The sequence below is a fragment of the Pseudomonas sp. ICMP 3272 genome (assembly GCF_001466905.1).
Taxonomy (GTDB): domain Bacteria; phylum Pseudomonadota; class Gammaproteobacteria; order Pseudomonadales; family Pseudomonadaceae; genus Aquipseudomonas; species Aquipseudomonas amygdali.
In genome coordinates this window covers 41,237-52,553 of sequence record NZ_LKEK01000068.1, presented here as the reverse complement: position 1 = coordinate 52,553, position 11,317 = coordinate 41,237, and the positions used below count along the sequence as shown (strand labels likewise).

The following is an 11,317-nucleotide window of genomic DNA, read 5'->3' as shown; positions in this document are numbered from 1 at the left end:
GTGACGCTCCGCGTCACAAATCTGCGCCGCGCCGCCTGTTCAGGATAGGACGCAGAGCGTCCAGAAAGGCGCTACCACGCGGAGCTTGGGAGCGATAACCCCGCTTCGTCACCGCCAGACACATCAGGTGCACCTTTTTTCACTTCGTTCAGCTGGCTTCCATCGGTAGCCGCTAGAGCATCCTGCCGGGCTCCGGTAACATGCGCGCCTGATTCAGTCGCTCGCAAGGGCGTTCCAATTGAGGAGTCGCAATGCTGCCTTACCCGCAGATTGACCCGGTAGCCGTCGCTATCGGCCCGCTGCAAATTCACTGGTACGGGTTGATGTACCTGGTCGGCATCGGTGGCGCCTGGCTGCTCGCGTCGCGTCGTCTCAACAAATTCGACCCGACCTGGACCAAGGAAAAACTCTCCGACCTGATTTTCTGGCTGGCTATGGGCGTGATCGTCGGCGGGCGGCTGGGCTATGTGCTGTTCTACGACCTGTCGGCCTACATCGCCAATCCTCTATTGATATTCGAGGTCTGGAAGGGCGGCATGGCGTTCCATGGCGGCTTTGTCGGTGTGATGATTGCGGCCTGGTGGTTTGGCAAACGCAACGGCAAGAGCTTCTTCCAGCTGATGGACTTCGTCGCCCCGCTGGTGCCTATCGGCCTGGGTGCCGGGCGTATCGGCAACTTCATCAATGCTGAGCTGTGGGGCAAGCCGACCGACGTGCCGTGGGCCATGGTTTTCCCGCCGTTCAGCGACCCTGCGCAACTGGCGCGTCATCCTTCGCAGCTGTATCAGTTCGCACTGGAAGGCGTGGCACTGTTCATCATCCTCAATCTGTACGCCCGCAAGCCGCGCCCGACCATGGCCGTTTCCGGCATGTTCGCGCTGTTCTACGGCATCTTCCGCTTTGTGGTCGAGTTCGTCCGCGTCCCTGACGCCCAGTTGGGCTACCTGGCGTGGGGCTGGGTGACCATGGGCCAGATCCTCAGTCTGCCGATGATCATTGCCGGTCTGTTCCTGATCTGGCTGGCCTACAAGCGCGAACCGTCTGCCAGCAAGGCAGCGGCTTAATACCGAAACGCCGGGTGTCAGCACCCGGCGCGTTCAACAAGGCAGGTGATTTATGAAGCAATATCTGGAACTGGTCGCGCATGTGATCAAGCACGGCACCTTGCAAGCCAACCGTACCGGCGTGAACACCATCAGCTTTCCGGGTGCGATGCTGCGTTATGACTTGCAGGAAGGTTTTCCGGCCATCACCACCCGGCGCATGGCATTCAAATCCGCCATCGGCGAAATGGTCGGCTTTCTGCGTGGCGTGAACAATGCTGCCGAATTCCGCGAATTGGGTTGCAAGGTCTGGGACCAGAACGCCAACGAAAACGCCCAGTGGCTGAACAACCCGTTCCGCAAGGGCGAGGATGACCTTGGCGAAATCTATGGCGTGCAGTGGCGCAAGTGGCCTGCCTACAAGCGTATCGATGCCGGCAATGTCGCAGCCATCGAACTGGCGCTTGGTCAGGGTTATCGCCAGATTGCCGAATCGGAAGAAGACGGTCAGTCGTTCGTAGTGCTGTACAAGGCCATCGACCAGATTCGCCAATGCGTCGACACCATCATCAATGACCCAGGCAGCCGCCGGATCCTGTTCCACGGCTGGAACTGCGCACAGCTCGATGAAATGGCCCTGCCGCCGTGCCACCTGCTGTACCAACTGCACCCGAACCCGCAGACCCGCGAAATCTCGCTGACGCTGTACATCCGCTCCAACGACCTCGGTCTCGGCACGCCGTTCAACCTGACCGAAGGCGCCGCGCTGCTCAGCCTCATCGGCCGCCTGACCGGCTACACGCCGCGCTGGTTCACCTACTTCATCGGCGATGCCCATGTGTACGAGAACCACCTGGACATGCTCAACGAGCAAATGACCCGCGAGCCGTACCCGATGCCAAAACTGGTGATCTCCGAGCGCGTGCCCGAGTTTGCCAAGACCGGCGTTTATCAGCCTGAATGGCTGGAACTGATCGAGCCTTCGGACTTTTCACTGGAAGGCTATCAGCATCACCCGGCAATGACGGCGCCGATGGCGGTTTGAGCCCGTAAGAGAGCGAATTGAGCGTTGTGCTATAGTTTTGGCGTAAATCCCCTGACCCTGTTCAATGGAATCGACTATGTTTTTCAATCGGATTGGACATCGTAGCGATACGAAGAAGGCTGAAGACGAGGCCTTCATGCAGGCAATCAAGAGCATCGACTCTCTGGTGGTAAGGGGTGGCCGCATGTCCATGGACGCCAAAGAAATCGAAGCCTTGGTTCGCTCCTCTCGCGACAAGGCTAAAAAACTGGTCACACCGCAAGCCGAATCCTGATAAATGGCTTTTTTACTTCTGCTGCCACTACTCGTCAGCGGCTTTTTGGTGTGCCTGAAGGATCCCACCGTTTACTGCAGGCTGCATCGCTATGAAGGCCAGATGCTTTACTTGCAGGTGGGGCGATACGGTATTTACTGCTTTGTAGCGGCCATGTCTGTCACCGCAGTCCTTGCAGGACTGTTCTCGCATGACTGGGGTGTGCTGTGCCCCAAATGGCTGCAAACGGCAAACGCAGCCTCGCCAGTCTGTTTTGCCGTGAACACCGACTTCATGGATGCCTTAGGTCAATTGGGACAGGACTTCGATATAACGGGCAGGAATTTTAGCCAAGTGGGTGTGTTCCTTGCCCTCTCAGGTTTACTGACCTTGGCGATGCCAGGTCTGGGGGCCTTTATTACTGTCAGGATTCTCAAGTGGCAACTGGGTGCCAGTAAAAAAGAAGAAATTGCGGCCTATCTGCTGGGCGAGTCTGTAGATCACAGCCCTATCTGCTCGACTCTTTTCGATGCATTTGTCGAAAAGGACGAAGTGATGATCACGATGGCAGATCGAAAGGTCTACGTCGGCTACATCATGGATGTCGGAGCCCCTACCGAAGTGACGGGTGTGAATCAGGAGATTCTGCTCATCCCCACCGTCAGCGGTTATCGGGATAAAGACACCCTCAGAGTGGTGTACACCACCGATTATCCAAGCGACACACCGCTCAGACCTATTGGTTTTCGGCAGGAAAATATCGTCTCGATCAGCGTCTTCAGCGAGGAAGTACGCGAAGCGTTCAAGCGCGCTGATTCTGGGCGGGCGGGTGAAGAGGCAGCGAAAGAGAAAGCTGCCAAGGATCAGCTCGTAAAGGCGATCACTGAGCTTGTGGCGGTGGTGCAAGCTGCGCAGCGCTGAACCAGAGATTTCAAACCTGTCTCAATGCCCATGACTCCTCCCCACATGTGAAGCCTCGCCCTCTGGCGCTGCAACCGCGCCCGTCACTTCCAGCCTCTCCAGTATCGCGCAATGCTCTGCTGCGCCATCGCTGCAGCGGCGGCGCAGGTCGAGTAGTTGTTCCTGAAGCGCTTGCAGGCTCGCGACCCGGGCGTTGACGTGTTCGATGTGTTCGTCGATCAGCGCATTGACGCTTTCGCACTGGTCCTGCGGGCTGTCGCGCAGGCTGAGCAGGTTGCGGATTTCCTCCAGGGTCATGTCCAGGCTGCGGCAGTTGCGGATAAACGACAGGCGCTCCATGTGTGCCTGAGTGTACAGCCGGTAGTTGCCATCGCTGCGAGCAGGGGCGGGCAGCAGGCCTTCGCGCTCGTAATAGCGGATGGTTTCGACCTGTGTGTCAGTCAGTTTTGCCAGTTCGCCGATTTTCATTTGGACTCATCTCGTTTGAGTGCTTGACCCTATAGTGGCTACAGGGTGTTCACTTGGCAACAAGCAGAATTCTGGAGCGCAAAGAATGGGTACGACGATCAAGACTTCCCCCGCACATGACCACGATCACGACCATGATCACGACCATGATCACGGCGAGCACGCGCACGAGCAGAAGCCCGTGGAGCATGCGCATTCATGCTGCTCCAGCGATGCACAACCTGCTGTAGTGACTTTTGGCGAAGCGCCTGCAGCGGGTGGTCGTCTTAGCAGCTTCCGTATCGAGGCGATGGATTGCCCCACCGAGCAAACGCTGATCCAGAACAAACTGGGCAAGCTGGCCGGTGTGCAGAAGCTGGAATTCAACCTGATCAATCGCCTGCTGGGCGTCTGGCACGATCTGCCGTCCACCGACCCGATTCGTGACGCCATTAGTTCGCTGGGCATGCAGGCCGAGCCGGTCGAGGAGGGCGCAGCGTCTGACCAGCCGGCTCCGGTCGTGAAGAAACACTGGTGGCCGCTGGCATTGTCCGGCGTTACTGCGCTGGGTGCTGAAGTGGTCCATCTGGCGTCACTCGGCCCTACCTGGGTCGTTGCGCTGCTGGCACTGGTGTCGATCTTCAGTTGTGGGCTGACGACCTACAAGAAGGGCTGGATCGCGCTCAAGAACTTCAACCTGAATATCAATGCGCTGATGAGCATTGCGGTGACCGGTGCAATTCTGATCGGGCAGTGGCCTGAAGCGGCAATGGTGATGTTTCTGTTCACCGTGGCCGAGTTGATCGAAGCCAAGTCCCTCGACCGTGCGCGCAACGCAATCAGCGGGCTGATGCAGTTAACGCCGGAACTGGCCACCGTTAAACAGGCGGACGGCAGTTGGCAGGAAATTGAAGCCAAAAACGTCGAAATTGGCGCTATTGTTCGGATAAAGCCAGGTGAGCGCGTCGGGCTCGACGGTGAGGTGGTGTCCGGTAACTCGACCATCGATCAAGCATCGATCACAGGTGAAAGCCTGCCCGTCGAGAAGACTGTCGGCGACAAGGTCTTCGCGGGCACTATCAATCAGGCGGGATCGCTGGAATACCGTGTAACCGCTGCGGCGAACAATTCGACGTTGGCGCGCATCATCCATGCGGTTGAGGCGGCCCAGGGTTCACGCGCGCCGACCCAGCGTTTTGTCGACAGCTTCTCGCGCATCTATACGCCGGTGGTGTTCGTTGTCGCCTTGGGCGTGGCGCTGATTGCACCGCTGTTTTTTGGTGGCGAATGGTTTGACTGGGTCTACCGCGCGTTGGTGTTGTTGGTCGTCGCTTGCCCCTGTGCGCTGGTGATTTCTACGCCGGTGACCATCGTCAGTGGTCTGGCGGCAGCGGCGCGCAAAGGCATCCTGATCAAGGGCGGCGTTTATCTGGAAATGGGCGAGAAGCTTGATTACCTGGCCCTCGACAAGACCGGCACGCTGACCCACGGCAAGCCGGTGCAGACCGACTACGTACCGCTGGACCCGACGGTCGCCGACAGTGCGCCGGCTATTGCTGCGAGTCTTGCGGGTCGCTCCGATCACCCGGTTTCCCAGGCGATTGCCAAGGCGGCCGACGGCAGCCTGAAGCTGCATGAGGTCACGGCGTTTGAAGCCTTGGGTGGACGCGGTGTGAAGGGCGCAATCAACGGCCAGATGTACCACCTGGGCAACCATCGGCTGGTTGAAGAGCTGGGTCTGTGTTCGCCGGAGCTGGAGGCGAAGCTCGATGTTCTGGAAATGCAGGGCAAGACCGTGGTGCTGTTGCTGGACACCTCCGGTCCGATCGCGCTGTTTGCGGTGGCTGACACTGTCAAGGAAACCAGCCGTGAGGCCATCGCTCAGTTGCATGAACTGGGCATCAAAACGGTCATGCTGACTGGCGACAATCCGCACACCGCCAAGGCGATTGCCGATCAGGTCGGTATCGACGAAGCGCAAGGCAACTTGCTGCCTGCCGACAAGCTGAGTGCCATCGAGGCCCTTTATGCTCGCAACCATCGTGTGGGCATGGTGGGTGACGGCATCAATGATGCACCCGCACTGGCTCGGGCCGAGATTGGTTTTGCGATGGCGGCAGCGGGTACTGATACTGCTATCGAGACGGCAGATGTCGCCCTGATGGACGATGATCTGCGCAAGATACCGACGTTCATTCGCTTGTCCCGTCGGACCTCGGCAGTGCTCAAGCAGAACATTGTTCTGGCAATCGCGACCAAGGTGTTGTTTATCGGCATCACGTTTGCGGGCATGGCGACCATGTGGATGGCTGTGTTTGCCGACATGGGCGTGAGTTTGCTGGTGGTGTTCAACGGGCTGCGGTTGCTCAAAAAGTGAACAGTCGAGGGCGTTGAAGGGCGGACGCGGAGCGTCCAGAACGGCATTCCCACGCGGAGCATGGGAAAGATAATCGTGGCCACCGGTTCCGACCACTGGCTATCGCTCCCACGCTCCGCGTGGTAGCGCTTTTCTGGACGCTCTGCGTCCGACGTTGTCAGCCGAACCGCTCCTGTCCCCAGGCAATGAAGGTTTCCAGCAACGGTTTCAGCACCGCGCGGGTCGGTTCGGCCAGGTCCGGGCGGTATTGGAAGGGCACGAACTCCTCCATGTAGGTGCTTTGCGCCAGTTCCAGTTGCACCGCATGGATGTTGTTGGCCGGGTCGCCATAGTGGCGGGTGATGTGGCCGCCTTTAAAGCGCCCGTTCAACACATGGCTGTAGTCCTTGGCCGCAGCGCAGACCTGCTCCATTCGGCTGGCCAGCTGCGGGTCGCAGCTTGCACCATTGAAGGTGCCGAGGTTGAAGTCCGGCAGGCGACCGTCGAACAAATGCGGAATGTGCCCGCGAATCGAGTGGGCGTCGAACAGCAGCGCATAGCCGAACTCGTCACGCATGCGCTGCAGCTCCTGTTCCAGCGTCTGGTGATAGGGCGTCCAGATCTGCTGCAGATACAGCGCCCGCTCTTCGGCACTCGGCGTCTGACCATCTTTGAACAGCGGCACGCCATCGAACAGAATCGACGGGAACAGGCCAGTAGTCGCGCCAGCGTACATCGGTTTGTCGTCGGAGGGCCGATTAAGGTCGATGACAAAACGCGAGTATTCGGCGGCCAAGGTGCTGGCACCCAATTCAGTAGCAAAGTCATACAGGCGCGGGATATGCCAGTCGGTGTCCGGCAGGCTCAGGGCGTCGTCCACCAGCGCGGCTTCGACCAGCGGGGTCAGTTTCACACCGGCATGCGGCATGCTGATCAGCAGCGGAACGCGGCCACGTTTGAATGTCAGAACGTTATCCACAGGGCTCTCCTTCAGATCGATGATTCGACGCCGTGGCGTACGATGCGTTTGTCCAGATCGCCGCCCAGCCAGTACGCCAGATCAGCTGGTCGCTCGATGTTCCAGGCGACGAAATCCGCCACCTTGCCGACCTCCAGCGAGCCGTGGGTCGCGCTCATGCCCAACGCCCTGGCGGCATTGAACGTCACCCCCGCCAGTGCTTCTTCGGGCGTCATGCGAAACAGCGTGCAGGCCATGTTCAGCATCAGGCGCAATGACAGGCCCGGCGAGGTGCCAGGGTTGAGGTCGGTGGCAATCGCAATCGGCACGCCGTGCTTGCGCAGCGCCTCCATCGGCGGCAGCTGTGTTTCACGGAGGAAGTAAAACGCCCCCGGCAGTAGCACCGCGACGGTCCCGGCAGCGCCCATGGCGATGGCGTCGTCCTCGGTCATGAACTCCAGATGATCCGCCGACAGAGCCTTGTAACGTGCCGCGAGGCTAGAGCCACCCAATGAGGACAACTGCTCGGCATGCAGTTTGACCGGCAGTGCCAGTTGCCCTGCGCTGATGAATACCTGCTCGACCTGCGCAGGCGAAAACGCCAGGTATTCACAGAAAGCATCCACGGCATCCACCAGCCCTTCAGCAGCCAGTGCCGGCAGCATGTCGTTGCAGATGTGGTTGATGTAGTCGGCGGCGCGATCCGCGTATTCCGGTGGCAGGGCGTGGGCGGCCAGACAGGTGGCGCGTACAGTGACCGGTTGGGTATTGCCCAGGCGGCGGATCACCCGCAGGATCTTGCGCTCGTTTTCCAGGTCCAGCCCATAACCTGACTTCATCTCGACGGTAGTCACGCCGTCCTTGAGTAAGTGCCGCAAGCGCCGCTCGGCACTGGCGTACAGCTCGTCTTCACTGGCCGCACGAGTAGCGCGCACCGTGCTTGCAATACCGCCGCCTGCTGCGGCGATCTCGGCGTAGCTCACACCCTGCAGACGCTGTTCGAACTCACCGCTGCGGTTGCCGCCAAACACGGTGTGCGTGTGGCAGTCGATCAGGCCGGGCGTCACCCATGCGCCGCCCAGATCGATGCAGTTGTCATGCTCCTGCTCGGCCAGCTCGGTTTCAGGCCCGATCCACTCGATGAGCGCTCCGGAGGTCACGATGGCGGCATCCTCGATGATCGAGTATTTGCCGTGCGCCATGCTTGCGATGTGACAGTGTTTCCAGAGCGTTTTCATTCCGGGCCTCTTTGGTCAGTGGGGTTTGTTGAGCGCCTTTGGCTTGACCCACACCCCGTAGGCGATGAGCAGCAGCACAATCCAGATTGCGCCGACGATCAAGGCTGCACGGTTGTCCGGGAAATAACCCAGCACGCCGAAGATGAACAGCATGAAGACGATGGCGGCGGCCGGCCCGTAAGGCCAGAACGGCACCGCGAATTTCAGTTGTGCGGCCTCTTCGCGGCTCATCGAACGGCGCATGGCAACCTGCGTCAGCAGAATCATCAGCCAGACCCAGACCGTGGCAAATGTTGCCAGCGAAGCGATCAGCAGGAACACGTCTTTGGGAATCAGGTAGTTGAGCAGCACGCCGCCCAGCAACGCGATGCCCATGACCAGCACGGTCATCCACGGCACGCCATGCCGCGACACGCGGGCAAAGCTCGCGGGTGCCTGACCGTCACGGGCCAGGCCATACATCATGCGCCCGGCGCCGAAGATGTCGCTGTTGATGGCCGACACCGCAGCAGAGATGACCACGATATTGAGGATAGTCGCCGCCGACGCAATGCCCAGATTGTCGAAAATCTGCACGAACGGGCTGCCTTGGGTGCCGATCTGCGGCCACGGGTAAATGCACATCAGCACAAACAGTGTCAGCACATAGAACAGCAGAATGCGCAGCGGTACGGCGTTGATCGCCTGTGGCAGGCTGCGTTGCGGGTCTTTGGCTTCGCCTGCAGTGATGCCGATGATTTCGATGCCGCCGAAGGCAAACATCACCACCGCAAACGAGGCGATCAGGCCAGTGACGCCGTTGGGCATGAAGCCGCCGTGCGCCCACAGGTTGCTGATGCCGATTTCGGTGCCGCTGGTCGAGCTGCCGATGCCGAAGATCATGATGCCGAAGCCGGCGACGATCATGGCCACGATGGCGCTGACCTTGAGGATCGACAGCCAGAATTCGGTTTCGCCGAAGACTTTCACATTACACAGGTTGAGCGCGCCGATGAGAAAGACGATGCCCAGCACCCAGATCCAGCGCGGCACCTCCGGAAACCAGAAGCCCATGTAGATGCCGAATGCGGTCACGTCGGCGAGGCAGACGATGATCATTTCGAACGCGTAGGTCCAGCCGAGCACGAAGCCGGCCAGCGGGCCCATGTAGCGCGTGGCGTAATGGCTGAACGAACCGGACACCGGGTCGTGGACCGCCATTTCGCCGAGCGCGCGCATCACCATGTACACCGCCGCGCCGCCGATCAGGTACGCCAGCAGTACGGCAGGCCCGGCCTGTTGAATCGCCGAGGCCGAGCCGTAGAACAACCCTGTGCCGATGGCAGAGCCCAGGGCCATGAAGCGTATGTGGCGGGCGGATAACCCGCGTTTCAAACCATCTTGTGACGTCATTTCAGGTCCATTTCATTACATACAGGTATGGCAAAAGCCGCGAAAACGCCTGCAACCGGCTTCCCGCAGCAATGACCAAAGCGAGCCCTGCCAGGCTCGCGGTACATCACAAACGCGGTAGCAGACGTGCAGGAACCAGCGGGTTCAGGCAAGTGGAGGACAACAGCTGACTGGCAGCTTCGATGTCCGGTGCAAAAAAACGGTCCTTTTCATAGAACGGGACCTTGCTGCGCAACAGGCTGCGGGCTTGCTCCAGCTTCGGAGAGGTTTTCAGACCCTCACGCAAGTCCAGACCCTGGCAGGCAGCCAACCATTCTACGGCAAGAATCCCACGAACGTTTTCTGCCATTTCCCATAACCGCTTGCCAGCGGCCGGGGCCATCGACACATGGTCTTCCTGATTGGCTGATGTCGGCAGGCTGTCGACGCTGTGCGGATGAGCCAGCGCCTTGTTTTCACTGGCCAGCGCGGCGGCTGTCACCTGCGCGATCATGAAGCCGGAATTGACCCCGCCGTTGGCGACCAGGAAGGGCGGCAGTTGCGACATGTGCTTGTCCATCATCAGCGAAATACGCCGTTCGCTGAGCGAGCCGATCTCGGCAATGGCCAGTGCCAGATTGTCTGCGGCCATGGCGACCGGCTCGGCGTGAAAATTGCCACCGGATATGACGTCGTTCTCGGCGGCGAACACCAGCGGGTTGTCGGACACCGCATTGGCTTCGATTTCCAGCACTTCGGCAGCCTGCCTCAACTGGGTCAGACACGCGCCCATGACCTGCGGCTGGCAGCGCAGCGAGTAGGGGTCCTGAACCTTGTCGCAGTTGCGGTGCGATTCGGACACGCCACTGCTTTCGCCGAGCAAATCGCGGTAGCAGGCAGCGACATCGATCTGCCCGCGCTGGCCGCGTGCGGCGTGAATGCGTGCGTCGAACGGCGAGCGTGAGCCAAGCACGGCTTCGACGGTCAGCGAGCCACAGGTAAGCGCGGCGGCGAACAGGTCCTCGCCCTCGAACAGACCGCGCAGCGCGTAGGCGGTGGACACTTGCGTACCGTTGAGCAGCGCCAGTCCTTCCTTGGCGGCGAGGGTGAGCGGTTGCAGTCCCGCGACAGCCAGCGCATCGACGGCATTCAGCCATTCGCCCTTGTAACGCGCCTTGCCTTCGCCCAACAGCACCAGCGACATGTGCGCCAGCGGAGCCAAGTCACCCGAAGCGCCAACCGAACCCTTGAGCGGAATATGCGGATAGACCTCGGCATTGATCAGCGCGATCAACGCATCGATCACCACCCGACGAATACCCGAGAAGCCACGGCTCAGGCTGTTGACCTTGAGCACCATGATCAAGCGCACCAGATCATCGCTGATCGGCTGACCGACACCGGCTGCATGCGACAGCACCAGCGAACGCTGCAGGTTTTCCAGGTCCTCGCTGGCGATTCGCGTCGATGCCAGCAAGCCGAAACCGGTGTTGATGCCGTAGGCGGTGCGGTTCTCGGCCAGAATGCGTTCGACACAGGCGACGCTGTCGTCGATCTGCTGGTCTGCGCTGCTGTCCAGCGTCAGGCTGACCGGCTGCTGATGAATGGCGCGCAATTGCGCCAGGGTCAGTTGGCCGGGGATCAGGTTCAGCGTCTTGGCAGATAAGGTGGTCACGATGCAGCTA

The 11,317-nt window shown here is 60.0% G+C and carries 10 protein-coding genes; 5 read left to right on the top strand and 5 right to left on the bottom strand.

The features are described 5' to 3' along the window. Positions 1–251 precede the first annotated feature (251 nt). The 4 genes from lgt (at position 252) to AO068_RS28835 (ending at position 3,262) form a co-directional block, all read left to right on the top strand. Positions 252–1,064 carry a prolipoprotein diacylglyceryl transferase gene (gene lgt / locus AO068_RS19600; RefSeq protein WP_003432384.1) on the top strand — a complete coding sequence of 271 codons (813 nt, stop codon included), beginning with the start codon at positions 252–254 and terminating at the stop codon, positions 1,062–1,064. A gap of 52 nt (positions 1,065–1,116) precedes the next feature. After that, entirely contained in the window at positions 1,117–2,088 is a 972-nt protein-coding gene (locus AO068_RS19595; protein WP_010434504.1) for a thymidylate synthase, read from the top strand. Between the two features lie 76 nt (positions 2,089–2,164). Continuing rightward, a complete protein-coding gene (locus AO068_RS19590; RefSeq protein ID WP_004654998.1) occupies positions 2,165–2,362 on the top strand; it encodes a hypothetical protein in 198 nt (65 codons plus the stop codon). Positions 2,363–2,365: 3 nt separating this feature from the next. Beyond that, a complete protein-coding gene (locus AO068_RS28835; protein WP_058409214.1) occupies positions 2,366–3,262 on the top strand; it encodes a hypothetical protein in 897 nt (298 codons plus the stop codon). 21 nt (positions 3,263–3,283) lie between these two features. Here AO068_RS28835 and cadR read toward each other — a convergent pair whose 3' ends face one another. Further along, on the bottom strand, positions 3,284–3,730 hold the full coding sequence (gene cadR / locus AO068_RS19580; RefSeq protein WP_004654994.1) for a Cd(II)/Pb(II)-responsive transcriptional regulator: 447 nt from the start codon (positions 3,728–3,730) through the stop codon (positions 3,284–3,286). A gap of 85 nt (positions 3,731–3,815) precedes the next feature. Between cadR and AO068_RS19575 the strand changes: the two genes are divergently transcribed. Further along, the gene (locus AO068_RS19575) at positions 3,816–6,086 is read left to right on the top strand and encodes a heavy metal translocating P-type ATPase (RefSeq protein WP_058409213.1); all 2,271 of its coding nucleotides are present in this window, start codon (positions 3,816–3,818) and stop codon (positions 6,084–6,086) included. A gap of 157 nt (positions 6,087–6,243) precedes the next feature. Here the strand turns inward: AO068_RS19575 and hutG are convergent, their stop codons facing one another. From hutG to hutH, 4 genes are all read right to left on the bottom strand, one after another. Continuing rightward, positions 6,244–7,044, bottom strand: a complete 801-nt coding sequence (hutG, locus tag AO068_RS19570) for an N-formylglutamate deformylase (protein ID WP_058409212.1) — start codon at positions 7,042–7,044, stop codon at positions 6,244–6,246. Positions 7,045–7,055: 11 nt separating this feature from the next. Continuing rightward, positions 7,056–8,261, bottom strand: coding sequence for an imidazolonepropionase (gene hutI / locus AO068_RS19565; RefSeq protein WP_058409211.1), 1,206 nt, complete (start codon positions 8,259–8,261; stop codon positions 7,056–7,058). A gap of 15 nt (positions 8,262–8,276) precedes the next feature. After that, positions 8,277–9,653 (bottom strand): amino acid permease, encoded by a 1,377-nt coding sequence (locus AO068_RS19560; protein ID WP_058401826.1) that lies wholly within the window; start codon positions 9,651–9,653, stop codon positions 8,277–8,279. 106 nt (positions 9,654–9,759) lie between these two features. Beyond that, complete coding sequence (gene hutH, locus AO068_RS19555) at positions 9,760–11,307, bottom strand: histidine ammonia-lyase (protein WP_058409210.1); 1,548 nt, start codon at positions 11,305–11,307, stop codon at positions 9,760–9,762. Positions 11,308–11,317: the final 10 nt, after the last annotated feature.

Coding starts and splice junctions, on each gene's coding strand:
- lgt (WP_003432384.1), top strand. CDS start 252: ATGCTGCCTTACCCGCAGATTGACCCGGTAGCCGTCGCTATCGGCCCG.
- AO068_RS19595 (WP_010434504.1), top strand. CDS start 1,117: ATGAAGCAATATCTGGAACTGGTCGCGCATGTGATCAAGCACGGCACC.
- AO068_RS19590 (WP_004654998.1), top strand. CDS start 2,165: ATGTTTTTCAATCGGATTGGACATCGTAGCGATACGAAGAAGGCTGAA.
- AO068_RS28835 (WP_058409214.1), top strand. CDS start 2,366: ATGGCTTTTTTACTTCTGCTGCCACTACTCGTCAGCGGCTTTTTGGTG.
- cadR (WP_004654994.1), bottom strand. CDS start 3,730: ATGAAAATCGGCGAACTGGCAAAACTGACTGACACACAGGTCGAAACC.
- AO068_RS19575 (WP_058409213.1), top strand. CDS start 3,816: ATGGGTACGACGATCAAGACTTCCCCCGCACATGACCACGATCACGAC.
- hutI (WP_058409211.1), bottom strand. CDS start 8,261: ATGAAAACGCTCTGGAAACACTGTCACATCGCAAGCATGGCGCACGGC.
- AO068_RS19560 (WP_058401826.1), bottom strand. CDS start 9,653: ATGACGTCACAAGATGGTTTGAAACGCGGGTTATCCGCCCGCCACATA.